This window comes from Pseudomonas sp. Lz4W, from assembly GCF_000346225.2.
GTDB classification, from domain to species: domain Bacteria; phylum Pseudomonadota; class Gammaproteobacteria; order Pseudomonadales; family Pseudomonadaceae; genus Aquipseudomonas; species Aquipseudomonas paraversuta.
In genome coordinates, this window is the sequence record NZ_CP017432.1 from 3710750 (window position 1) to 3736084 (window position 25335).

Here is a 25335-nt window from a genome sequence, read left to right on the forward strand (position 1 = left end):
GGGCGCCCATTTATCATTCAAACGACGCGCCGTAGACGACGGCGCGTGCTGGACCTCAGATACCTTGCTCGACAAATGGCACAGTCAGGGCCAGTGCGGCGTCCAGGGCTGCAGCATCAACACCGCCGCCTTGCGCCATGTCCGGACGACCACCGCCCTTCCCGCCCACTGCCGCAGCGGCCTGCTTCATCAAATCACCGGCTTTGAGTTGGCCAGTCAGGTCCTTGGTTACGCCTGCAACCAGAACGACCTTGTCTTCATGAACACTGCCGAGCAGGATCACTGCACGGCCGAGCTTGTTCTTCAGCTGATCTACCAGCGCCAGCAGCGCCTTGCCATCCTGACCGTCCAGGCGAGCGGTCAACACTTTCACGCCTTTCACATCCACTGCAGACGATGACAGATCATCACCGGCAGCACTTGCGGCCTTGGCCTGCAATTGTTCGAGTTGTTTTTCCAGCTGGCGGTTACGCTCCAGCACAGCCGACAGTTTGTCGACCAGGTTCTCACGCGAGCCCTTGATCAGGCTGGCGGCTTCCTTGAGCTGCTCTTCAGCGGCGTTCAGGTAAGCCAGTGCGGCAGCACCGGTGACCGCCTCGATACGACGAATACCGGAGGCTACACCACCTTCACTGGTAATTTTCATCAGACCGATATCACCGGTGCGATTGGCGTGGATACCGCCACACAGCTCGACCGAGAAATTACCGCCCATGCTCAGCACGCGCACGTTGTCGCCGTATTTCTCGCCAAACAACGCCATGGCGCCTTTTTGCTTGGCGGTGTCGATGTCGGTTTCTTCAGTCTCGACCGGGGTGTTCTTGCGAATCTCGGCATTGACGATATCTTCCAGCGCCTTGATCTGCTCGGGCTTGATCGACTCGAAGTGGCTGAAGTCGAAACGCATGCGCTGACTGTCAACCAACGACCCCTTCTGCTGAACGTGCTCGCCCAGTACCTGGCGCAGGGCCGCGTGCAGCAAGTGGGTAGCCGAGTGGTTCAGCGCCGTGGCATGACGGACTTCAGCATCGACCTGCGCTTCAACGGTTTCGCCGACCTTCAGGCCGCCCGCTGCAACCACACCGTGATGCAGGAACGCGCCGCCGGTTTTAGTGGTGTCGCGCACGTCAAAGCGAGCACCGCCCGCCTGCAGATAACCGCAGTCGCCGACCTGACCGCCAGATTCGGCGTAGAACGGGGTTTGATCGAGAACCACCACGCCCTCATCACCTTCATTCAGGCTGGCAACAGACTGGCCATCCTTATAGAGGGCAACTACCTTGGCCGGGCTGTGGGTGGCGCTGTAGCCGATGAACTCGGTGGGCACGTCGACCTTGACCAGGGTGTTGTAGTCCAGGCCGAACGAACTGGCCGAACGCGCACGCACACGCTGGGCTTCCATCTCGCGCTCGAAACCTTCTTCGTCCACGGTCAGGTTACGCTCGCGGGCGATATCGGCGGTCAGGTCCATCGGGAAACCGTAGGTGTCGTAGAGCTTGAACACTACATCGCCCGGCACCACGGTGCCTTTAAGGTCGGCCAGGTCCAGCTCAAGGATTTTCAGCCCTTGCTCCAGGGTCTTGGAGAACTGCTCTTCTTCGGCTTTGAGCACGCGCTCAATATTGGCCTGCTCGCGCACCAGTTCAGGGAAGCTCGCCCCCATCTCGGCAACCAGTGCCGCGACGATTTTGTAGAAGAAGTTGCCGGTGGCGCCCAGCTTGTTGCCGTGACGGCAGGCGCGACGAATGATGCGGCGCAGCACATAGCCACGGCCTTCATTGGACGGCAGCACGCCATCGGCGATCAGGAAGCTGCACGAACGAATGTGGTCAGCCACCACTTTCAGCGACGCCTGGCCGTCGTTGGCACAACCAATCGCTTGGGCTGCAGCTTGCAACAGGCTCTGGAACAGATCGATGTCGTAGTTGGAGTTGACGTGCTGCATCACCGCACTGATCCGCTCCAGGCCCATGCCGGTGTCTACCGACGGCGCAGGCAGCGGATGCAACACGCCATCGGCGGTGCGGTTGAACTGCATGAACACGTTGTTCCAGATTTCGATGTAACGGTCACCGTCTTCATCCGGCGAGCCCGGCGGGCCACCCCAGATTTCAGGGCCGTGGTCATAGAAAATTTCGGTGCACGGGCCACACGGGCCGGTATCACCCATGGTCCAGAAGTTGTCCGAAGCGTACGGAGCACCTTTGTTGTCGCCGATGCGGATCATGCGCTCGGCAGGCACGCCGACGTCTTTGGTCCAGATGTCATAGGCTTCGTCATCGCTGGCGTAGACCGTCACCCAGAGCTTGTCTTCAGGCAGCTTCAAGACACCGGTCAGGAAGGTCCAGGCAAAATTGATCGCGTCTTTCTTGAAATAGTCGCCAAAGCTGAAGTTGCCCAGCATTTCGAAAAAAGTGTGGTGACGGGCGGTGTAGCCGACGTTTTCCAGGTCACTGTTCTTGCCACCGGCACGCACGCACTTCTGGCTGCTGGTAGCACGGGTGTATGCCCGTTTTTCCTGACCCAGGAAACAGTCCTTGAACTGGTTCATCCCCGCGTTAGTGAACAGCAGGGTCGGATCGTTGTTCGGGACCAAGGAGCTGGACGGGACACGGGTGTGACCTTGCTCCTCGAAGAAGCGAAGGAAGGCTTCACGGATTTCTGCGCTTTTCATAGGTTCTTCCACGGAGGCTGCGGCCAGAGGCAAGTCAATCACGTCCATCGACAGTGCGACTCGCAAAGGGCCGCATTATATCGGCCCTTCGCCTTGGGTACAGCGTGTTTATACGATAGGCGCAGGCAATTGGACGGCCTGCACACTCATTGTTGGTTAAATTCAGTTAAAACCGAGATTACCTGCTCAATCTGCTGGCGACTGACATCCATGTGCGTGACCATTCGCAGACGCGGTGCGGCACTCAGTTTGATACCACGTTCACCGGCAAATATCTTGAGCGCTTGCGCCCGCTCACCCAGTTGCGCATAAACCATGTTGGTCTGGACCGGCTCAACTTCATAGCCGCCAGCACGCAAGCCATCGGCCAGCAGCCGGGCGTGCTCATGGTCATCGGCCAGGCGCTCAACCTGATGGTCCAGCGCGTAAAGCCCCGCAGCCGCCAGCTGACCGGCCTGGCGCATGCCGCCGCCGACCATTTTGCGCAAACGCCGGGCCTTGCCGATCAAGTCCACAGTACCGCACAGCACCGAGCCCACTGGCGCGCCCAACCCTTTGGACAGGCATACCGACACCGAATCGAAATGCCGGGTGATATCCGCCGCATCCACCCCCAGCCTGACGGCAGCGTTGTACAGCCGCGCACCATCGAGATGCAGGCCCAGCCCGTGCTCACGAGTAAGACGACTTGCCGCAGCCAGATACTCCAGTGGCAGGACTTTACCCTGCATGGTGTTTTCCAGCGCCAGCAAGCGGGTGCGGGCAAAGTGAAAGTCATCAGGCTTGATCGCTGCCGCGACCTGATCCAGGTCCAGCGAACCATCCGCCTGTACCTCCAGCGGCTGCGGCTGGATGGAGCCCAGTACCGCCGCACCGCCACCTTCATACTTGTAGGTGTGGGCCTGCTGCCCGACGATGTATTCATCGCCGCGCCCACAATGGGCCATCAGCGCCAGCAGGTTGCTCATGGTGCCCGTGGGCACGAACAGTGCCGCGGCAAAGCCCAGTCTTGAGGCCAGCTCCCACTCCAGCTTGTTCACCATGGGATCTTCGCCATACACATCGTCGCCCAGTGGCGCATTCGCCATGGCCTCGCGCATGCCGCGGCTGGGTTGGGTCACGGTGTCACTACGAAGATCGATAACAGTCATTGAACAAGCCTCGGCAATGGGGGGATCAGCACTTGATGCTAATCGGGGACCTCCCTTGCTAACAAGAGTACTGCGGGCAACCCCGCCATATTCAAGGCGTAACCTGACAATGGACAAATAAAACAATCTGCAAAATCGATGACTATTAGCAAAAAGCAGCAATGCATCTTTAAAACATATGTGATACAAAATGCCCGCCGCCAGAAAGGCTGGCGGCAACGTTCTCAGGGCGGGGTGCAACTCCCCACCGGCGGTAATTGCGCGCAATGCGCATAGCCCGCGAGCGCTTGGCAGGTCCTTCAGCTTTGGCTGATGACCGGCCAAGGTCAGCAGACCCGGTGTGATCCCGGGGCCGACGGTCATAGTCCGGATGAAGAGAGAACGGGATTGGCGCCAAAGGGCCGTCAACCCGGCGGGCTTGTACTGCTGCTTTATTGCCGCGTACAGCCCACCGGAGCGCACCCTTAAATCCCATTCGATTCATATGCCCTGTTTTTCACACAAACAGGAGTCAGAACATGCAACCCACCACAATTCACCACAACGAGCGTGTAGCGTTTATCCAGGCCAGCTGGCACAAAGAGATCGTCGACCAGAGCCGTAAAGGTTTCCTCGCCGAAATGCTGGTGCAGGGTTATCAGGAAAGCGACATCGATTTCTTTGAAGTCGGCGGTGCGTTTGAAATCCCGCTGCACGCCAAACTGCTGGCCAAGACTGGCCGCTATGCCGGTATCGTCGGCGCAGCCCTGGTTGTCGACGGCGGCATCTATCGCCACGACTTCGTCGCCCAGTCAGTGGTCAGCGGCCTGATGCAGGTTCAACTGGAAACCGAAGTTCCGGTGTTCTCGGTCAGCCTGACCCCGCATCACTTCCACGCAGGCGAAGAACACCAGAAGTTTTTCTTCGAGCACTTCGTGCACAAAGGCCAGGAAGCGGCAAAAACCTGCGTCGATACCCTGCAGAAAATTCGCGCTATCAAGCGTATGGATACCCAGCAAAAACGCGCGGTGTAATTCAGGTCAAGCGCGATGACTGTTGACGATGGCGCCGTGTCTACCCGATAAACACGGCGCCATCGAGCGCATCGCGAGACAAGCCCGCGCCTATAGCTAAACGAGCACCGCCGCCTTCGCCGGCTCGATAATCATCCCGGCCCGCAAACCATTCTTCACCTTTGGATTGGGGAAGATGATCCGCGCACCCTCCTCTTCGACGATCCAGTGCGTCCTGGGCGTGTCTTGCGCCAGCAAATAGCCCTTGGGCAATTCGCAGAAATTCTCGACATCCGCCGGCAAGTGCAGGACGAAGGCATCACTGTGCTTGATCACTTCGCGAGCCACGCTGAACAGCTGCAGACCTTCCAGCGAAGCATCAGCCAGGGGCGGTTCGGTGCCCTCGATGATCTGCTTCAAACGCAACTCAAGACGCTCGACGTTAACCCCGCCGTTCTGCCCGAAAGGTCGTGCCTTGCCCAGTTCCAGGGTAAAGGCTTCAGCGCCCAGCTGCTCGTAGGTGTAGGCACTGAAGACGATTGAAGGCTTGTTCTGCAGCAGGACCGCTTCCATACCGGCAGCACGCAGGCGGGCCAGCTCGTCACGGGAATGGACCCGACCTTCTTTGTAGGGATAGAGCGCGAACTGCTCGATCTTCGAACCGCGAATGGCGGTGTGCAGGTCGTAATGAAGGCGGGTACGTTCAGGAAGGCTGAAAAATGTTTCGGCCAGATGTTCAAGTTCGCACGCACGCAAGGCTTCTGGGCCGCTGCTGTTCTCGTGCCGACCGTTGAACAGCCGGTTCAGGTCCTCTTCGACAAACCGCGCTCCGGTGCGCATGGCACCAGGGTTGCCGAACAGGAACAGAATTCGGGTTCGGGGCTTGATGTCGCCCCGGGCAATGTCATTCAACAGGCGATCGAGCAACTCGATAGGCGCTGTTTCATTGCCGTGGATGCCTGCCGACAACAGCAGATCCATACCATCGTCGCGACCTTCAGGAGGGCGCACTTCAAGTGCCCCCTCGGCCAGCCAGCGCATCCGCACGCCGTCGACAGTCAGTTGAGTCTTCTCGGCCGGTTCACGTCCGGCCAGGGTCAGTTCAAGCAGTTTGCCGAGGGCGAGCATAGAGCATCCTTTATCAGTGGTTGCAGTCTGGGCCGTGAACGTGACCGTCTTCGTCGTCGCCCAGGTCAGCCGGTTCCATTTCCAGTTGCAGGCTTACAAGGTTAGTCGCCAATGGGCGCAGCAACAGGTTGGCGTATTCGGCATCGCCTTCCTCAACGTCCACACCGATCAGCAACTGGCCACGGCCGTCTTGCTGAATCCACAGTTCCTTGCCCTGCCACATGACAGCGACGCGGGTGCAGGAGGTTTCCAGCTGGGTGCCGTCGGTATCTTCAAGGATCAGCTTCAGGGTATCGGTCATTATTTAGCTCTCATTTGCGGGTGACGTTGCGTGCCCGGGGCGATAAAACCCCGGGCACGCACGTGTTCAATTGATCTGGAACGGGTAAACCGCGCCCAGTTTAAGGATTTGCGTCAGTTCATCCAGTGCCGTCCGGCATTCAAGCAACAATTGCGGGTCTGCCAGATCGCTTTCGCGCAAGGCATCGCGGTAGTGCTTGTTGACCCAACGGGTCAGCGTGTCGTACAGCGCAGGGGTCATGATAACCCCGGGATTGACCGCCGCCAGCTCAGTTTCATTAAGTGCGACCCGCAGCCGCAGGCACGCCGGGCCGCCACCGTTCTGCATGCTTTGCTTGAGGTCGAACACCTTGACCTCGCGAATCGGTCCGCCCGCCGCCGTCAGCCCTTGCAGGTACTGCCACACACGGGGGTTGCTGCGGCACTCTTCGGGCACGATCAACAGCATCGAGCCGTCAGCACGACTCAGCAACTGGCTGTTAAACAGATAAGAGCGCACTGCATCTTCCACTGCTACCTGATCACGGGGCACGCTGATCGACTGGAAGTTGCCACCACGTGCCGCCAGCTTGGCGTGCAGCTCGGCCAGCATCTGCTCGGTGTTGAGAAACGCATCCTGGTGATGGAACAACAACTCGCCATTACCGACAGCGATCACGTCGTTGTGAAACACCCCTTGATCGATCACTTCAGGGTTCTGCTGGGCAAACACTACCCCCTCTTCACTCAGGCCGTGCAGACGCGCCACGGCTTGCGAAGCTTCAAGGGTCTGGCGCGCCGGATATTTTTGCGGCGCCGGGTAGCGGCTGTCGAACGCACTGCGCCCGTATACAAAAAACTCTACCCCCGGCTGGCCATAATCCCGGCAAAACCGCGTGTGGTTGGCCGCACCTTCATCACCAAACTGAGCCACCGCCGGCAATGCCCCGTGGTGCGCAAAATGCTGCGGATCAGCAAACATCGCCCCCAGTACACGGCTGGTGGTCGGATGCTCGATGCTGCGGTGAAATTTGCAATTGAGGTTGGCAGCCGTAAAGTGCACGCGGCCGTCAGCCGTATCCGCGCCCGGGCTGACCGTGGCCGCGTTGGCCACCCACATGCTCGACGCCGAACAACTGGCGACCAGCAATGGCATTGCTTGCTTCGCGGCGCGCTGGATGACCTGCGCATCGCTGCCGCTAAAGCCCAGGCTGCGCAAAGCGCCGACATCCGGACGTTCCTGAGGCGCCAAAACCCCCTGGACAAAGCCCATGTCCATCAGCGCTTTCATTTTTTCCAGACCCTGCAGCGCGGCTTCCTTTGGATTGGAGGCCTGCTGACTGTTGCTCTGGGAGGCGACGTTGCCAAACGACAGACCGCCGTAGTTATGGGTCGGCCCCACTAAACCGTCAAAATTGACTTCAAAGGACTTCATCGGCGAGGCTCCGGCAAACGGTTGTAATTGGCATGAATCAAAATTCTGAGGCAAACAGGCCCTGATCCTGGAGCCGGCTTGCCAGCGATGCAGGCGACGCGGGGTATCGAACGGACCACGCTGCCTCAATCGCTGGCAAACCAGCTCCCACAGGAATCGGCGCTTTAGGACATTCGCACACCGGGGGTCAACGCCGCCGGCAACGCCAGGGTCGGCGTCTCCAGAGAAGCAACCGGGTACGCGCAATAGTCAGCGGCGTAATAGGCACTGGCGCGATGGTTGCCCGACGCCCCGATACCGCCAAACGGTGCGCTGCTGGCCGCGCCGGTCAGCTGCTTGTTCCAGTTAACGATCCCGGCCCGGCTTTGCAGCCAGAACTGCTGATAACGCGCTTCGGAGTCCGACAGCAGCCCTGCTGCCAGGCCAAACGCGGTGTTGTTGGCCTCGGCAATCGCTTCGTCGAAACCGCTGTAGCGAATCACTTGCAGCAACGGCCCGAACAGCTCTTCGTCGGATCGTTCACTGACTTCAGTGACGTCGATAATGCCCGGAGTCAGCAACGCGGCATTGCTCTGCGGCTGAGTCATCTCCAGCAGAGCCACAGCCCCAGAGCCCAGCAATACTTCCTGAGCATCCATGAGGGCGCGCGCGGCACCCAACGAAATCACCGAGCCCATGAACGGTGGCGGCTGCTGATCAAAAGCCCCCACTTCGATGCTCTGGCTGACTTCAACCAGGCGCGTCAACAGACTGTCGCCCCACGCCCCTTGCGGCACCAGCAAGCGCCGGGCGCATGTGCAACGCTGCCCGGCCGAGATAAAGGCCGACTGAATGATGGTGTAGACCGCAGCGTCCAGATCGGCCACCTGATCGACCACCAGCGGGTTGTTGCCGCCCATTTCCAGGGCCAGGATTTTGTCCGGGCGACCGGCGAACTGCTGATGCAGCGCGTTACCGGTACGGCTCGAGCCAGTGAAGAACAAGCCGTCGATGCCCGTATGGGCCGCCAGTGCGATACCGGTTTCGCGCGCGCCCTGCAGCAGGTTCAACACACCCGCCGGCAAGCCGGCTTCGATCCAGCACTTGACCGTCAGCTCGGCAACCCCGGGGGTCAGTTCGCTGGGTTTGAATACCACGCTGTTACCGGCCAGCAAAGCCGGGACGATATGCCCGTTGGGCAAATGGCCCGGAAAGTTATACGGACCAAACACCGCGACCACGCCGTGGGGCTTGTGGCGCAATACGGCAGTGGCATCGCCCAGCGGGCCGCTCTTCTCGCCCGTGCGCTCACGATAGCTTTGTACCGAGATTGCCACCTTGTTGATCATGCTGGTGACTTCGGTGGCCGACTCCCACAGGGGTTTGCCGGTTTCTTCGCCGATGCAGCGCGCCAGCTCATCGGCGTGGCCCTTGAGGCTGGCAGCGAACGCTTCGAGTACGCCCAGACGCTCCTCGAAAGAACGTGTGGCCCAGGCCGGAAAAGCCTGACGCGCCGCCTGCACGGCAGCATCGACCTGGGCCGCATTGGCCCCGTTACCCGTCCACAGCACTTGCTGGGTGACCGGATTCAGCGACTCAAAGGCTTCGCCCTGCCCGTTCTGCCAGGCGCCTGCGATATACAACGTGCTCATTATTTCGACTCCCGTGGGGTCACTGGCTGGGCGGACAATGCCACTGCGCGGACTTGATCGCCGGCAGTCAGTTGCAAACGTCTGGCGGTCAATTGATCAACCACCAGCGTGCCTGCAGCAAGACGTGCCGGTGCCGCGGTAATACGGCAGTCTTCGCGCTTGCGGTTGTGGATCAGGTAAGGCGTGGCATCGTCACCCGGGGTGCCGATGGCCAGCACCAGCGCTTCACTGTCGCGCACAGCACGGATCTTGCTGGTTTCGCACTCCACTGCCGGGCCGGCGTCGAAAATATCGACATAGCCCTGGTAGCTGAAGCCTTCGCTTTTGAGCATGTTCAGCGCCGGCTCGGTGTGAACATGCACTTTGCCGATCACGGCGCGAGCGTCTTCAGACAGGAAGCAGGTGTATACCGGGAACTTGGGCATCAACTCGGCAATAAAGGCCTTGTTGCCGACGCCGGTCAGGTAATCGGCCTGACTGAACTCCATTTTGAAGAAGTGCCGGCCCAGGCTTTCCCAGAACGGCGAGCGGCCCGCTTCGTCGGACATACCGCGCATTTCGGCAATGATCTTGTTGCCGAACAGCTCGGGAAACTCGGCGATAAACAGCATCCGCGCCTTGGCCAGCATGCGGCCGTTGAAGCCGGTGCGATAATCGGCGCTGAGGAACAGGGAGCACAATTCAGAGTTGCCGGTCAGATCGTTGGCCAGAAACAGGGTCGGGATTTCCCGATAGATATTCAGCTCCTGGGAGGCGCTGACCGTCAGGCCCACCCGGAAGTTGTACCAGGGCTCGCGCAGGCCTACCGCGCCGGCAATGGCAGAAATGCCGACCACCTTGCCTTCGTCGTTTTCCAGCACAAACAGGTAGTCCGCGTCGCCGCGCCCGGCTTCGCCACGGAAGGTTTTTTCAGCCCAGGTGACACGGTGCAGCAGGCGTTCTTCATTGGCCGGCAAGGTCGTCAGGCCGGTGCCAGTGCTGCGGGCCAACTCAATCAGGGCCGGTAAATCGCTATTGCGTACAGGACGAACGATCATGCTATCTCCTCAAACGGGGCTCGCTGACGAACCCCGCGAAACTCGCTAAACGCGTTAAACCGCCACCACTCGTACGCTGGCGCCTTCGCCAACACCGAGTGCTTCGGCCGCTTCCAGATCCAGCATCACCGGTTTGCCCGGCGCCCAGTCGAGTTCCAGCAGTACCGCGCGGTAATCCTGCAACTGGGCGTTGGCCACCAGATACTGGCGACCGCCGCCTTTGCCTGGCTCCCCGATCTTGACCGGTACCACGCGGCTTTGAGCAATCGAACGGATACCCGAAACCCGTGCATGCAGGGTCGGGCCACCGTCGAAAATATCGATGTAGTGATCGGTTTCGAAGCCTTCGCGCATCAGGATGTCGAAGGTAATCTGCGCCCGCGGATGCACTTGCCCCATGGCCTCCTGGGCGGTGTCGGGCAGCAAGGGCACATAAATCGGGTAGTGCGGCATCAGTTCGGCGAGGAAAGTACGGCTTTTAAGCCCGCACAGGCGCTCGGCGGCGGCGTAGTTCAGGTCGAAGAAGTTGCGGCCAATGGCGTCCCAGAACGGCGAGTCACCGTTTTCATCGCTGTAACCGACGATCTCGGTAACCACCGAATCGGCAAAGCGCTCCGGATGGTTGGCCACAAACAGCAGTCGCCCGCGGGAGTTGAGCTCGGACCAGGCCGAACCCACCAGTTCCGGCACTACATAGAAGCTGGTCAGCAGACTGTTGCCTGTGAGGTCATGGCACTGCGACAACACGTGAATCTTGTTGTGAATCTTCAGCTCGCGGGAGGCATGTACAAAGGTCTCGTTACGAAAGCTGTAGAACGGTTCCGAGTAACCGGCCGATGCCACGATTGCCGAACAGCCCACCAGTTTGCCGGTGGCGGTGTCTTCGAGAACGAAGAAATAACTCTCCTCGCCGTTGAAGCTGACTTCAGCGGCAAACGAGGTTTCAGAGGCTGCGATCTTGTCGCGCAGGCGCTCGATATCGTCCGGCAATGAAGTGACACCAATCGGGCTGTCCGCAGCCAGACGCTGTACTTCGCCCAGATCAGCCATTTGCGCGGGGCGCATCACCAGCATGGTGTCACTCCTTAATCCTTGAACAACACAGAAGAAAATACCGAACCTGCAACCCCTGCAGCAGCGAGCTTTATGGGATCGCGATGCATGGCTCGCGAGCAAGCTCGCTCCTGCAGGGGTTGCGGTTCAGCATATAAAAGGGTCAACGCCTGAAAAATCAGGCGTTGAAATCACGATCAGGCTTGCGTCAGCTTTTGCACGGCACGCTCGAAGCGGTTCAGACCTTCTTCGATATCGGCCTCTTCAACCACCAGACTCGGGGCGAAACGCACCACGTCAGGACCGGCCTGCAAAATCATCAGGTTTTCTTTCTCACAGGCGTTGAAGATGTCTTTGGCCTTGCCTTTCCAGGCATCGCTCAATACACAACCAATCAACAGGCCCATGCCACGTACTTGCGTGAACAGGCCGTATTGCTGGCCAATTTTCTCAAGGCGGGTCTTGAACTGCTCGTGCCTGGTTTTCACACCGTTCAACACTTCAGGGGTGTTGATCACGTCGATCACCGCGTTGCCCACGGCGCACGCCAGCGGGTTGCCGCCGTAGGTGGTGCCATGAGTGCCGACAACCAGGTGTTTGGCCAGTGCTTCAGTGGTCAACATGGCTGCGATCGGGAAACCGCCACCCAGGCTCTTGGCACTGGTGAGGATGTCCGGGGTCACGCCGTAATGCATATAGGCAAACAACTCGCCGGTGCGGCCCATGCCGGTTTGCACTTCGTCAAACACCAGCAATGCATTGTGTTGATCGCACAAAGCGCGCGCGCCTTGCAGGTAAGCCTGTTCGGCCGGGAGCACACCGCCTTCGCCCTGGATCGGCTCCAGCACTACCGCGCAGGTCTTGTCCGAAATGGCCGCTTTCAAAGCGTCGAGATCGTTGAACGGGACATGGGTGATGCCGGTGATTTTCGGACCGAAGCCGTCGGAGTACTTCGACTGGCCACCCACGTTCACGGTGAACAGTGTGCGTCCGTGAAAGCTGTTGAGGGCGGCGATGATTTCGTACTTCTCAGGGCCAAAACGGTCATGGGCCACACGACGGGCCAGCTTGAACGCGGCCTCGTTGGCTTCTGCGCCCGAGTTACAGAAGAACACCCGCTCAGCGAAGGTCGAGTCCACCAGCTTTTTGGCCAGGCGCAATGCCGGCTCGTTGGTGAACACGTTGGATACGTGCCACAGGGTGTTCGCCTGTTCAGTCAACGCGCCGACCAGTGCCGGATGTGCATGACCCAGAACGTTAACAGCGATGCCGCCTGCGAAGTCGATCAGTTCTCGACCTGCCTGATCCCAAACCCGGGAACCGGCACCGCGCACAGGAATGAAGGCGGCAGGTGCGTAGTTAGGAACCATGACCTGGTCGAAATCGGCGCGTTGCACCGGGGCTTGCTCAACGGACATCGGAGTCTCCTGAAGAGGAACGCCTGCCTGAACTGGCAAGCGATGGGGGGATTGTAAGGACACGCGGGGGGCAAGCCTTGTCGCCAAGCGACAACTTCTTACAGCGTCCTACCACGATTTTCCAAGGCTTGCGGCAATGCGACATATTCCGTCACAAAGGCGCAGTTTAAACGCTGGGCCGACTTTTCGGCAGCATCAACGCACTTTGATTGCTCATCCTGTTGCGGGGCGCACTCAGGCAAAACCAGGCCGCTGACTCTCAGCCGCGCTCGGCAGGCGCCGATGACAATTCGAACGGGCTGCTGCTGCGACGCTGATTGCGATCTTCACGAGGCGTTGCGCCAAAGAAGTTGCGATAGGCGCTGGAAAAATGCGGCCCCGATGAAAAGCCGCACGACAGGCCGATCTGAATGATCGACTTGCTGGTTTGCATCAGCATCTGACGCGCCTTGTTCAGACGCAACTCCAGATAGTACTGGCTCGGAACACGATTCAAGTATTGCTTGAATATCCGCTCCAGTTGCCGGCGAGACACGCAGACATGCTGGGCAATTTCGTCGGTGGTCAGCGGCTCTTCAATGTTGGCTTCCATCAGCAGCACGGCCTGGGTCAGCTTGGGATGGCTCGAACCCAGACGGTTTTGCAGAGGAATACGCTGGCGCTCGCCGCCTTCACGAATGCGCTCCACCACCAGTTCTTCGGAGACCGCGCCCGCCAGCTCGGCACCATGATCCCGGGCCAGCACTGCAAGCAGCAGATCCAGTACCGACAGGCCGCCGCAAGCACTCAGACGATCGCGGTCCCAGTCAAACAAGTGACTGGTGGCAATCACCTTAGGGAAGCGCTCGGCGAAATCATCCTGCCAGCGCCAGTGCACGGCAGCACGATAACCATCGAGCAAACCTATTTGCGCCAGCGGGTAAACCCCTGCCGACAGCCCGCCAATCACACAGCCCGCGCGCACCAATTGCTTGAGTGCGCTGCTCAGGGCCGGCGCGATGGTCGCCGGGGGTTCGTCAGCCAGCAAAAACAGTTTCTGGCAGCCTTCCAGCTTGCCCGTCCAGGGTTCACCGGGCAACTGCCAGGCGCCCTCTGCCGGCGGTTCGGCCTGTAAAAACAGCAACTCGTAAACGACTTCGGGGTGCACGCGCTGAGCAACACGCAACGCTTCCTCTGCCAGCGCCAGGGTCAAGGCTTTGGTGCTGGGCCAAATAAGGAAACCAATTCGATGGGCGGTCATAGCGTGCTATCCGGAACGAAAACAGAAGGAAAACCAAATGCGCCAACACTCAGCCTGGGCCAACTGCGCGAGACGCGGAGCATGACCTATTTTGGTGCACAGAGGCAGTCTTATAGCTGCAGTTATTTCAAGCTGCCCGACAGGAATTGCTGCAAACGCTCGCATTGCGGGTTTACCAGTACTTCACGCGGATCGCCGCTTTCTTCAACAATGCCTTTGTGCAAAAACACCAACTGGTTGGACACTTCACGGGCAAAGCCCATTTCGTGGGTCACCACAACCATGGTCCGGCCTTCGAGTGCCAGATCCTGCATCACTTTCAGCACATCACCCACCAGCTCCGGGTCGAGGGCTGAAGTCGGCTCGTCGAACAACATGACTTCAGGCTCCATCGCCAGCGCCCGGGCAATCGCCACACGCTGCTGTTCGCCACCGGACATATGCCCCGGGTAGGCGTCCTTGCGATGGGAAACACCCACTTTGTTCAGGTAATGCTCGGCCTTTTCCCGGGCCTCGGCCCTGGACATGCCCAGTACATGCACCGGTGCTTCCATGATGTTTTCCAGCGCAGTCATATGCGACCACAGATTGAAATGCTGGAACACCATCGACAGTCGCGAACGCATGCGCTGCAGTTGCTTGGGATCAGCGGCCTTGAGCGCGCCGTCCTTGTTGGCAATCAGCTTGAGTTCTTCGCCATTGAGCAGGATTTTGCCGGCATGGGGCTGCTCAAGCAGGTTGATGCACCGCAAAAAGGTACTTTTGCCAGAGCCACTGGAACCGATGATGCTGATCACATCACCTGCTTTGGCGGCCAGCGAAACGCCTTTGAGCACTTCGTGACTGCCATAGCGTTTATGCAGATCTTGGACTTCAAGTTTGTACATGTTGTCGGTTCTCACAAAAACAGTCAGTCGTTGAGCAAGCGCCCGTGACGCAGAGGCTCACGCCCCGCCACTTTAGCCAGCCAGAAACCGGGTTGGGCATAACGCAGTCGCTCAACGGCAAATAATACGCCGGCCGTACCCGCGCATACCGTACTGACCCGGTCAGATAAAGGATCAATCACTTCAAACAGCGGCTCGCCGGCTTCAACCCAGGCGCCCGCCGGACGTAAAAAGCTCACCACACCGGGGTGCGGTGCGTACAACAGTTCGGTGCCTTCGAACGGCATGCCTTCGCACGCCGGGTGCTGCGCGGCCGGCCAGTCCCCGGTAATCAAACCTTGCTCGGCCAGAAACGCCAGAATGGCTTCGGCATACGCCTGGGCCTCTGGACGTCCGGTATCGGACTGCCCGCCCAGCTCCAGGGTGGTAGCCATGCACGCCAGGGGAATCTGTGCATCGGCGAACTGGCGCTGCAAGCGCAACCACGGCAACGAACAGGCTTCATCGAACGAGCTGCCGCCGGAGTCTTCGGCCAATAATCCAACCCGCATGTTCAGATGCGCGGCCAGGGAGCGCCACTGCGGCCAATGCTGGGGCAAGGCGTACATGTGCAACGCCGCCTCCGCATCGCAATGCAGGTCGAGCACGATGTCCGCATTACAGGCATGGCTCAACAGTACCCGCTGCAGGCCCTGCAACTGGCTCGCAGCAGGTGGCAACTGCTCCAGCACATCAAGCATCGCCTGACGGATCAGACGGATATTGGCATGGGGATCATCCCCCAGACACCCTTGCAGCGCAGCTGCCACGGGGGCACTCAACTCAACGAAATCGCGGTTGAAGTTCTTGCCGCTGCCGGACTCGAAACGCCCCTGGTGGTTGCCTTGCAGCAACTGTCCCAACCCCAGCGGATTGGCCACAGGCACCAGTTCGATCACGCCGTTCAGGGCGCCCTGCAGTTCAAGCTCGGCCAGGCGCTTTTTCAGTTCCCAGGCGCAACGCATGCCCGGCAGCTCATCAGCATGCAGGCTGGCCTGAATGTAGGCCTTGCGCTCGCCGGTACCGAAACGGAACACCGTCAGCTGGCGCTCGGTTCCCAGGCTGCTCCATGGCAGTACATGATCGATACGTTCCATGGTCAGGCCTTGCGCGGGGCCATGTAGCCCAGCCAGCGGCGCTCGGCCAGTTTGAACAGGCGCACCAGAATGAACGTCAGGCACAGGTAAAACACACCGGCGGTGATATAGGCCTCGAACGGCAGGTAGTACTGCGCGTTGACCGTGCGTGCCGCACCTGTGATGTCGATCAGCGTCACGATGGAAGCCAGGCTGGTGGTCTGCAACATCATGATCACTTCGTTGCTGTATTGCGGCAGTGCCCGGCGCATGGCCGACGGCAGCAAAATACGGCGATACATTTTGTAGCGCGACATGCCCATGGCCTTTGCTGCCTCGATCTCGCCATTGGGTGTGGCCTTGAGGCTACCGGCAATGATTTCGGCGGTGTAGGCACTGGTGTTGATGGCAAACGCCAGACAGGCACAGAAGGTCGCACTGGACAGTAGCGGCCACAGGAAGCTGTCACGCACGGCCTCGAACTGAGCCAGACCGTAGTAGATCAAAAACAGCTGGACCAGCATCGGCGTACCGCGAATCACATAGGTGTACAGCCAGGCCGGAAAGTTGACCCAGGACTTCTTGGAGACCCGCATCAAACCCAGCGGCACAGCCACCAGCAAACCGAAAAACAGCGAGATGCCCAGCAGTTTAAGGGTTTCCAGCAGCCCATTCAGGTACAGCGGCATGCTGTCCCAAATGACGTTGTAGTCGAAGATCATAGATCAGCCGCCTTTACGCCTACCGAGTAGCGTTTCTCAAGTTGTCGCAGCGCCAACAGCGAAACACTGGTCAGCACCAGGTACATCGCCGCCACGGCCAGAAAGAAAGTAAAGGGTTCGCGGGTGGCATCCGCCGCCTGCTTGGCCTTGAACATCATGTCCTGCAAGCCGACCACTGAAATCAGGGCCGTCGCCTTGGTCAGTACCAGCCAGTTATTGGTGAACCCCGGAATCGCCAGGCGAATCATCTGCGGTACCAATACCCGGAAAAACACCTGAAAGCTGCTCATGCCATAAGCCATGCCCGCCTCGGCCTGACCTTTGGGGATCGCCATGAAGGCCCCGCGAAAGGTTTCGGACAGGTATGCACCAAAAATAAAGCCCAGGGTGCCGATACCCGCAGCCAGAGGGTTCAAGTCAATGTAATCGTCATGGCCCAGCATCGGCGCAACGTTGTTCAGCAAATTCTGACCGCCATAGAAAATCAGCAGGATCAACACCAGATCGGGTATCCCGCGGATAACCGTTGAATACAGATCGCCCAACCAGGCCAGCCAGCGCACCGGCGACAGGCGCAAGGAAACACCGATCAGACCTAGAACAATGGCCAGGGCCATGGACGACAAGGCGAGCTGAAGCGTCAGCCAAGCGCCATCGAGGATGACAGCCCCGTAGCCTTTCAACATGATTCAGGTCCTCGAAAATTAGGATGAAAAAATGGCGCAAACTTCAGAGATCCTGTTGCTTGCGCCATTTCGGACTTACCGCTGCGACGGTTTACTTGGCTTCTGGGCCGTAAATATCGAAGTCGAAGTATTTGTCCTGGATTTGCTTGTATTTACCGTTGTCACGAAGAGCCGTGATCGCGGTGTCGATCTTGTCTTTGAGCTCTTTGTCGCCCTTGCGTACCGCGATACCCACGCCGTCACCGAAGTATTTGACGTCGGTGAATTGCGGGCCTACGAAGGCATAGCCTTTGCCAGCCGGGGTTTTCAGGAAACCGTCATTGAGCAGGGTGGCGTCGGCCACGGTGCCATCAAGGCGACCGGCTTCGATGTCCAGGTAGATTTCGTTTTGCGAGCTGTAAGGCACGACAGTTGCGCCTTTGGGTGCAAAGACTTCCTTGGCGAAACGGTCGTGAATCGAACCGCGCTGCACGCCGATTTTCTTGCCCTTGAGCTCGTCAAGGCTGTCGCTGACCACAGCACCGTCCTTCATCACCAGACGCGCCGGAGTGAGGTAGTACTTGTTGGTGAAGTCGACAGACTTTTTGCGGTCTTCGGTAATCGACATCGAGGACAGGATGGCGTCGATCTTGCGCACTTTAAGCGCCGGAATCAGGCCGTCGAATTCTTGTTCGACCCACACACACTTGACCTGCATCTGCTCGCACAGAGCATTACCGATGTCATAGTCAAAACCTACGATGCTGCCATCCGGCGCCTTGGAGGCAAACGGAGGATAAGCGGCTTCAATACCGATTTTCAGCGGTTTTTGATCAGCGAAAGCCTGCAGGGACAGCACGGACAGTGCCAGGGCGCCAAGAAGCACGAGTTTCTTCATCTTAGGACTCCATCGGTAAAGGGCAATAAATGCAGAATGAGCGTTAGCCCAAGATGCGGAGGTTAAACCGGGAATGCGGCGCCACGTCCTACTGGCGATGCACTGATATCAGCACAACGACGACGAGCGAGTGATCGGCATTCTAACGACAGGCTTCAAGCCGTTATTTCTCCAATGCGACAACAAATTACAGATGCATCGAGAAATGCGACTCCAGTCATTGACAGCTCTTCGAATTCATGCAAGAGCAAAAGACATAGAACCTATGTGAGTTGCAAATAGCGGGCCTATTATTCGCAAAGCCTTCTATTCCGGCAAGTGTAGCGTTTCATCTTATTTTTCAGGGGAGTCAAAACAGCTCTAAAACGGTGCTTTTGGTGTCGCAAGGCCCCGTTTTTGTGCGCCTGGTTACACCTGCGGTAACACTGCCCGAGGCACCCCCAACTCCGCCAGCCGCCAAATAAAAACCCCGCCGGGCAATGCCGGGCGGGGTTCGGGAGCGCAAAGAAGGTTTATGCCTGCTTCATGCTCTTGTGGGTTTCGATCAAATGCTGCACCACACCCGGGTCGGCCAGGGTGGAAATATCCCCCAGACCGTCATATTCACCGGTGGCGATCTTGCGCAGGATACGGCGCATGATTTTGCCGGATCGGGTTTTCGGCAAGCCTGGCGCCCACTGGATGACATCCGGCGAGGCAATCGGACCTATCTCTTTACGCACCCAGTTTTTCAACTCCAGACGCAGCTCTTCACTTGGCGCTTCACCGCCATTGAGGGTGACGTAGACATAAATGCCCTGCCCCTTGATGTCGTGGGGCACGCCTACAACAGCCGCCTCGGCGACTTTCGGGTGAGCCACCATCGCGCTTTCGATCTCGGCGGTCCCCATGCGATGGCCAGAAACGTTAAGCACATCGTCCACCCGGCCGGTGATCCAGTAGTAACCGTCTTCGTCGCGACGGGCCCCGTCACCCGTGAAGTACATGCCGCGGAAGGTCTTGAAGTAGGTATCGACAAAACGGTCGTGATCGCCATACAGGGTGCGTGCCTGACCCGGCCACGAATCCAGGATCACCAGGTTGCCTTCCGCCGCACCTTCAATCAGGTTGCCCAGGTTGTCCACCAGCCCCGGCACCACACCGAAGAATGGACGCGCCGCAGAACCCGGCTTGAGCGCATGGGCTCCCGGCAGCGGGCTCATCATGCAAGCACCGGTTTCGGTCTGCCACCAGGTATCAACGATGGGGCAACGCTCTTTACCCACGGTTGTGTAGTACCAGTTCCAGGCTTCCGGGTTGATCGGCTCACCTACCGAACCCAGCAGACGCAGGCTTGAACCGTCAGCATCCTTAACCGCAGCCTGACCTTCGGCCATCATGGCGCGAATGGCCGTTGGCGCGGTGTAGAGGATGTTGACCTTGTGCTTGTCGACAATTTTCGACACCCGGGTGATGTCCGGATAGTTCGGCACGCCTTCGAACAGCAGTGTGGTCGCGCCATTGGCCAGGGGGCCGTAGACGATATAGGTGTGACCGGTTACCCAGCCGACGTCAGCCGTGCACCAGTAGACCTCGCCGGGACGATAGTCGAATACGCGTTCATGGGTCAGCGCGGCATACAGCAGATAACCGCCCGTGGTGTGTTGCACCCCTTTGGGCTTGCCGGTGGAGCCGGAGGTATAAAGGATGAACAACGCTTCTTCGGCGCCCATCTCTTTTGGCGCACAGTGGGTGGAAGCCACGGCCATCAAGTCGTGATACCAGATGTCTCGGTGCTTGTACCAGGCGATATCACCGCCGGTACGCTTGAACACGATGATTTTCTGCACGCTCGAGGTATCAGGGTTGGTCAGTGCCACATCGACATTGGCCTTGAGCGCCGTACGCTTGCCGCCGCGCACGCCCTCGTCGGCAGTAATCACCACCTTGGACTTGCAGTCGATGATGCGTCCTGCCAGCGCCTCGGGCGAGAAGCCACCGAACACCACCGAGTGAATGGCACCGATCCGGGTACAGGCCAGCATGGCGACCACAGCTTCGGGCACCATCGGCATATAGATAGTTACTACGTCGCCACGGTGAACGTCCTGACCGCGCAACGCATTGGCGAGCTTGCACACTTCTTCGTGCAGTTCGCGGTAGGTGATGTTGCGCTGCTCGGAAGGATCATCGCCCTCCCAGATAATCGCAACCTGATCGCCGCGTTCGGCAAGGTGGCGATCCAGGCAGTTGTAGGAAACGTTAAGCGTGCCGTCGGCGAACCATTTGATATCGACATGGTGGTCGTCGAAAGAAGTCTGCTTGACGGTGGTGAACGGCTTGATCCAGTCGAGACGCTGAGCCTGCTCGCGCCAGAAGCCATCGGGATTGACCACGGACTGCTGGTACATCGCCTTGTAGGTCGCCTCATCGGTCAGCGTATTGGCTGCTACTTCAGGGCGTACGGGATACAGGGAAGCGGCACTCATGTTTCATACCTCGATGTTTGTAGTTGTTGTTTTATGACCCTGTTTTAGCCGGGCCGGGGCATGAGATCCATTCGACGTTGGTAGTAAGAAATACCCGGAAAAACCCTGATTTCTCTGCCGAAGCCTCAAGCACAGTACTTACAGCGCTTTATCCTTTGATTCAGGAATTGCCAAAAACCAAATCCGGGTCTGTTTTCGACGATTGTTGCAGAATCTGTCAACAGTCTTTATCAAAACCCCCTCTTTATGCCTGTACCGCCCGGGCCTAAAATTGACCTCGCCAACCAAGGCACTGCGATTGATACAAGTTACAGCCCCCACGAAGGCATGTTTAATCGCTCTTAACTCATTAAGTTTTACACGCAGCCCCACAAGGGCTGTGTGATCCCACTCGACCAAAAACAGGTAATTACGAAATGAAAGCGTTGTTAGTTCTGGCCCTCAGCAGTGTGTGTTTAACCGCCCTGGCGGATGAAGCAACTATGCCTGCCGGACACCCGCAACCCGCCGTAGAACAGTACTCCTACTCTTCCGAGCTGGATATCGCCAAGGTCATCTCCATGAGCGAAATCCCCAGTGTTTGCGAAGTGGTGCCGGCCCAGATGGTCTACGAAGACTCGCAAGGCACCCAGCACATCCTTGAATACCGGGTAATGGGCAACGGCTGTTCCAACGGCTGATCCGCAACTTACAAATCCCCCGCTACTTAATTACATCCCTTGTTAACGCGATCCAACGCGGCACTTTATTGCAACTTACAGCGCTATTTATTGCGCATTGAAAAGTTGCCTGCCTGCGCCTCAATCGCCAGGAGTTAAACCCATGAAACGCGCATTAATATTGGCTTTAAGCATGTCTGTACTTGCAGGTAGCGCCTTTGCCGCTGACGGTTATGACCACACCCATTCAGCGACCTTTACTGAAGACGGCTATGACAACACCCGCTCGGCCAGCTTTGCTGAAGACGGTTACGACAGCACCCGCTCGGCCACTTTTGCCGAAGACGGCTACGATCGCACCAACGGCCATCGCCTGAGCTGACAGCGTATCGACTTGATGCCCGGTTTCGACCGGGCGTAGTCTGCCCCGCCACCGCCCCTCGCCCCATCAAAGCCACACCACATTCGTGGTCCCCGGTACACACCAGAAATACTTCCTCGCAAGCAAACCCTCGCCCAGCAACGGCCATGCTCAAGTCCAGGCCGGATTTAGGGCATTTCGTCGCATCGTACGAAAAAAAACTGGCTGAAATACCCTGTACAAAAGCCGTATACTGCCGCCATCCAAAGGGTGTTCCATACCCCTTGAGCGGGCTGTAAACCACGTAGCTCCGGCCTTCTGGGCCAGGGTGAGATGCTGAACAGACAGCATCCCCTCAGCGACAGCCGGGACAGCCCCCGAATATATTCATGTTTTTGCGTGCGTACATCGCTACTGCAGCAACATTTCTTAGATCCAAGTGGCCTATGGCCGTGTGACAACCAAACAATCAGTGTTACCACACGGGCACAGGCCCTCACGCAGGAGACGACACGTCATGCTGAGCTGGGACGAATTCGACAAAGAAGAGGAAGGTGAAGTCGCTGTCAAAGGCGCCAATGCCGGCCACGCAACCGAAGCCAACATGGACCGCCTTGACGCTGCTGGCGGCGTTGCGGCTCAGGAAGCCCGTGCAGTCACTGCTTCTGACTCCGCTGCAATCCAGCGCGCCAAGGCAGCCCTGGACAATCTCGACATCGCGGAAGGCCTGGCCGAGCTCGAAGGCGCCAGCGCCCGCGTTGCCGTCGATGAAAAGATGATGATCAACTGCCGCGCCGACCTTAACCAGCTCGTACCCTTCAAGTACGACTGGGCATGGCAGAAGTATCTGGACGGTTGCGCAAATCACTGGATGCCGCAAGAAGTCAACATGACCGCCGACATCGCCCTCTGGAAAAACCCGGAAGGCCTGACCGACGACGAACGCCGCATCGTGATGCGCAACCTGGGCTTCTTCTCCACCGCCGACTCCCTGGTTGCCAATAACCTGGTACTGGCCGTATACCGCCTGATCACCAACCCGGAATGCCGCCAGTACATCCTGCGCCAAGCGTTCGAAGAGGCGATCCACACCCACGCCTACCAGTACTGCATTGAATCCCTGGCCATGGATGAAGGCGAGATCTTCAACATGTACCACGAGATCCCGTCGGTCGCTAAAAAAGCTACCTGGGGCCTGAAGTACACCCGTTCGATCTCCGATCCGAAGTTCGAAACCGGCACCGTTGAAACCGACAAGGAACTGCTGCGCAACCTGATCGCTTACTACTGCGTTCTGGAAGGCATCTTCTTCTACTGCGGCTTCACCCAGATCCTGTCGATGGGTCGTCGCAACAAGATGACCGGCGTCGCCGAGCAGTTCCAGTACATCCTGCGCGACGAATCCATGCACCTTAACTTCGGCATCGATGTGATCAACCAGATCAAAATCGAAAACCCGCACCTGTGGGACGCTGAAATGAAGGAAGAGGCCTCGCAGATGATCCTGCAGGGTACTCAGCTGGAAATCGAATACGCACGTGACACCATGCCACGCGGTGTATTGGGCATGAACGCGGCCATGATGGAGGACTACCTCAAGTTCATCGCCAACCGCCGCCTGTCGCAAATCGGCCTGAAAGAAGAATACCCGGGCACCACTAACCCGTTCCCATGGATGAGCGAAATCATGGACTTGAAGAAAGAGAAAAACTTCTTCGAGACACGGGTTATCGAGTACCAGACTGGCGGCGCACTGAGCTGGGATTGATTCCGGTTTGGTCATACGCTGTTTAAAAGGGCTGCCGCGAGGCGGCCCTTTTTATTGGGCGCAATATTTGTCGTGCACGTATCGAAATTTTCGACTGTTACCTGTAATGCAAAACGCCTGAAACGAGGGCTTTTCGGGTGAGAGCTCCACCCCGGAACTGATCAGAAAAACGGGTTTGATTGCCTTTAAAAACAACTGTATAAAAACACAGTATATTTTCAAGCACTGACTCAGCCCCGGAGAATCGTCATGCCCAATCCAGCCATGCACAGTACGTTGGAACGCATCATCATCAATCAATTCACCCCGCTGCACTGCACCCAGGCGCGGCAAATGCTCGACTGGAGTTTCGAGCAACTGAGTCAGAAATCCAGGGTTTCAGTCCCCGCCATCCAGCGTTTTGAAGCCGGCGAGCCCATTCGCGATGTCACTCGACTGGCTCTGGCTTATAGCCTGGAAGCAGAAGGCCTGGTGTTCTTCCCGGGGTTCGCGCCAGGTCGCGGCGGCAACATCCGCGGCACAACCCCCGATCCGACAGGTCGTGAAGACTTCGCACTGCTTGAATAAGCTTATTTGCCATTCTTGCCCGGGGTGTCCTGCATGGTTTGTACTTCCAGCCACCATGCACGCCCGGGGTGAGGCTGCAACAGGTTGAACGCCTCCCCCATTGATGGCGTTGTGATCAGAATATTGCGTTGCTCCGCCAGCGCCACGATACGATCAAAAGGCTCATGCCAGGCATGAAAGGCCAGATCGAAGGTGCCGTTGTGGACAGGCAATAACCAGCGACCTTTCAGGTCGATATGGGCCTGCAAGGTCTGCTCGGGCTGCATGTGCACGTCAGGCCAGTCGACGTTATAGGCCCCCGTTTCCATCAGGGTCAGATCAAACGGCCCAAACTGTTCACCGATCAGTTTGAAACCGTCGAAATACCCGGAGTCACCACTGAAGAAAATCCGTACTTCGTCAATGATCATGACCCACGACACCCAGAGCGTCTGGTTGTGATCAAACAACCCGCGACCAGAAAAATGCTGGCACGGAGTAGCTATAAAACGAATGCCTGCCAGCTGTGTTTGCTGCCACCAATCCAGTTGCTGAACTTTACTGGCGGGGACTCCCCACTTGACCAGCAAGTCCCCCACACCCAGCGGGGCCAGAAAATGCCTGGTTTTGGCGGCCAGCTGCAACACCGTCTTTTGATCAAGATGATCGTAGTGATTGTGTGACAGGATCACTGCTTCCAGGGGCGGAAGCTCATCCAGGCTGATGGGTGGCGCATGAAAACGCTTGGGGCCCGCCCACTGGAACGGCGAGGCGCGCTCGGCATACACCGGGTCGGTCAGCCAGTATTTGCCTTTGAGTTTGAGCAAGAGGGTCGAATGCCCCAACCGGTAGACACTAAAATCCGGCGCCTCCTCCAATTGCCGGCGACTCAATGAGTTGACCGGAACCGCCCCTGCCGGGCGTGTATTCGCAGGTTTATGGAAGAACATCTTCCAGAAAATCCCCAGCGTCTTGCCCAGACTGGAAGGCGGCCGTGCCTGCTGGTTGCGAAATGCTCCTTGATGACGCTCTGCGGGTTTAAGCGCCTCTGAACTGGCTGAGTCGCGTGTCATTCTTTCAAACCTCAGTAATGAATGATTATCAGGCTTGCTTTTCGAGCCGTAGAGGGTCAAACGTAACTCAGCGCATTCGGACAGAGTCACACCGACCGGCCTGCCGATACCAACGGAGCCAGTATTGATGAGAAC

At 58.2% G+C, this 25335-nt stretch carries 22 protein-coding genes and 1 riboswitch; of the genes, 5 read left to right on the forward strand and 17 right to left on the reverse strand.

The window, feature by feature from the left end:
- Positions 1–55 precede the first annotated feature (55 nt).
- Together alaS and ltaE are read right to left on the reverse strand one after the other, a co-directional pair.
- Positions 56–2674, reverse strand: coding sequence for an alanine--tRNA ligase (gene alaS / locus B195_RS16960; RefSeq protein WP_003440892.1), 2619 nt, complete (start codon positions 2672–2674; stop codon positions 56–58).
- Positions 2675–2820: 146 nt separating this feature from the next.
- Positions 2821–3825 carry a low-specificity L-threonine aldolase gene (gene ltaE, locus B195_RS16965; protein ID WP_003440889.1) on the reverse strand — a complete coding sequence of 335 codons (1005 nt, stop codon included), beginning with the start codon at positions 3823–3825 and terminating at the stop codon, positions 2821–2823.
- 216 nt (positions 3826–4041) lie between these two features.
- A riboswitch (FMN riboswitch) is annotated at positions 4042–4212 on the forward strand.
- A gap of 131 nt (positions 4213–4343) precedes the next feature.
- Here ltaE and B195_RS16970 point away from each other — a divergent pair.
- Positions 4344–4838: a 6,7-dimethyl-8-ribityllumazine synthase gene (locus B195_RS16970; RefSeq protein ID WP_003440886.1), complete on the forward strand. Its 495-nt coding sequence runs from the start codon at positions 4344–4346 to the stop codon at positions 4836–4838.
- A gap of 96 nt (positions 4839–4934) precedes the next feature.
- Here B195_RS16970 and astE read toward each other — a convergent pair whose 3' ends face one another.
- The 14 genes from astE to acs form a co-directional block, all read right to left on the reverse strand.
- Entirely contained in the window at positions 4935–5945 is a 1011-nt protein-coding gene (astE, locus tag B195_RS16975; protein ID WP_003440883.1) for a succinylglutamate desuccinylase, read from the reverse strand.
- 13 nt (positions 5946–5958) lie between these two features.
- Positions 5959–6246 carry a hypothetical protein gene (locus B195_RS16980; protein ID WP_003440880.1) on the reverse strand — a complete coding sequence of 96 codons (288 nt, stop codon included), beginning with the start codon at positions 6244–6246 and terminating at the stop codon, positions 5959–5961.
- Positions 6247–6312: 66 nt separating this feature from the next.
- Positions 6313–7659 (reverse strand): N-succinylarginine dihydrolase, encoded by a 1347-nt coding sequence (astB, locus tag B195_RS16985; protein WP_003440878.1) that lies wholly within the window; start codon positions 7657–7659, stop codon positions 6313–6315.
- A gap of 164 nt (positions 7660–7823) precedes the next feature.
- Complete coding sequence (gene astD / locus B195_RS16990; RefSeq protein ID WP_191985186.1) at positions 7824–9293, reverse strand: succinylglutamate-semialdehyde dehydrogenase; 1470 nt, start codon at positions 9291–9293, stop codon at positions 7824–7826.
- A complete protein-coding gene (gene astA, locus B195_RS16995; protein WP_003440872.1) occupies positions 9290–10327 on the reverse strand; it encodes an arginine N-succinyltransferase in 1038 nt (345 codons plus the stop codon). The genes astD and astA overlap by 4 nt, the downstream gene beginning before the upstream one ends.
- Before the next feature lie 54 nt (positions 10328–10381).
- Positions 10382–11401: an arginine/ornithine succinyltransferase subunit alpha gene (aruF, locus tag B195_RS17000; RefSeq protein WP_003440870.1), complete on the reverse strand. Its 1020-nt coding sequence runs from the start codon at positions 11399–11401 to the stop codon at positions 10382–10384.
- Positions 11402–11577: 176 nt separating this feature from the next.
- Complete coding sequence (locus tag B195_RS17005) at positions 11578–12798, reverse strand: aspartate aminotransferase family protein (protein ID WP_003440867.1); 1221 nt, start codon at positions 12796–12798, stop codon at positions 11578–11580.
- 259 nt (positions 12799–13057) lie between these two features.
- The gene (gene argR, locus B195_RS17015) at positions 13058–14038 is read right to left on the reverse strand and encodes a transcriptional regulator ArgR (RefSeq protein WP_003440864.1); all 981 of its coding nucleotides are present in this window, start codon (positions 14036–14038) and stop codon (positions 13058–13060) included.
- A gap of 122 nt (positions 14039–14160) precedes the next feature.
- Positions 14161–14925, reverse strand: a complete 765-nt coding sequence (locus tag B195_RS17020) for an ABC transporter ATP-binding protein (RefSeq protein ID WP_003440860.1) — start codon at positions 14923–14925, stop codon at positions 14161–14163.
- A 23-nt stretch (positions 14926–14948) separates the two neighbouring features.
- On the reverse strand, positions 14949–16061 hold the full coding sequence (locus B195_RS17025; RefSeq protein WP_003440858.1) for a succinylglutamate desuccinylase/aspartoacylase family protein: 1113 nt from the start codon (positions 16059–16061) through the stop codon (positions 14949–14951).
- 2 nt (positions 16062–16063) lie between these two features.
- Positions 16064–16762 (reverse strand): ABC transporter permease, encoded by a 699-nt coding sequence (locus B195_RS17030; RefSeq protein WP_003440855.1) that lies wholly within the window; start codon positions 16760–16762, stop codon positions 16064–16066.
- Positions 16759–17448, reverse strand: coding sequence for an ABC transporter permease (locus B195_RS17035; protein WP_003440853.1), 690 nt, complete (start codon positions 17446–17448; stop codon positions 16759–16761). The genes B195_RS17030 and B195_RS17035 overlap by 4 nt, the downstream gene beginning before the upstream one ends.
- Before the next feature lie 91 nt (positions 17449–17539).
- Positions 17540–18325 (reverse strand): ABC transporter substrate-binding protein, encoded by a 786-nt coding sequence (locus tag B195_RS17040; protein ID WP_003440850.1) that lies wholly within the window; start codon positions 18323–18325, stop codon positions 17540–17542.
- A gap of 512 nt (positions 18326–18837) precedes the next feature.
- Positions 18838–20793, reverse strand: a complete 1956-nt coding sequence (gene acs, locus B195_RS17045; protein WP_003440848.1) for an acetate--CoA ligase — start codon at positions 20791–20793, stop codon at positions 18838–18840.
- Positions 20794–21209: 416 nt separating this feature from the next.
- Here acs and B195_RS17050 point away from each other — a divergent pair, with 416 nt between their 5' ends.
- The 4 genes from B195_RS17050 to B195_RS17065 all read left to right on the forward strand — a co-directional run bounded on the left by B195_RS17050 (position 21210) and on the right by B195_RS17065 (position 24148).
- Positions 21210–21473, forward strand: a complete 264-nt coding sequence (locus tag B195_RS17050; RefSeq protein WP_003440846.1) for a DUF2790 domain-containing protein — start codon at positions 21210–21212, stop codon at positions 21471–21473.
- A 142-nt stretch (positions 21474–21615) separates the two neighbouring features.
- Positions 21616–21834: a hypothetical protein gene (locus B195_RS17055; protein ID WP_003440844.1), complete on the forward strand. Its 219-nt coding sequence runs from the start codon at positions 21616–21618 to the stop codon at positions 21832–21834.
- Between the two features lie 496 nt (positions 21835–22330).
- Positions 22331–23581, forward strand: a complete 1251-nt coding sequence (locus tag B195_RS17060) for a ribonucleotide-diphosphate reductase subunit beta (RefSeq protein ID WP_003440841.1) — start codon at positions 22331–22333, stop codon at positions 23579–23581.
- A 249-nt stretch (positions 23582–23830) separates the two neighbouring features.
- Complete coding sequence (locus tag B195_RS17065) at positions 23831–24148, forward strand: helix-turn-helix transcriptional regulator (protein ID WP_003440839.1); 318 nt, start codon at positions 23831–23833, stop codon at positions 24146–24148.
- Between the two features lie 2 nt (positions 24149–24150).
- Here the strand turns inward: B195_RS17065 and B195_RS17070 are convergent, their stop codons facing one another.
- Positions 24151–25200, reverse strand: coding sequence for an MBL fold metallo-hydrolase (locus B195_RS17070; RefSeq protein ID WP_003440836.1), 1050 nt, complete (start codon positions 25198–25200; stop codon positions 24151–24153).
- Between the last annotated feature and the right edge of the window lie 135 nt (positions 25201–25335).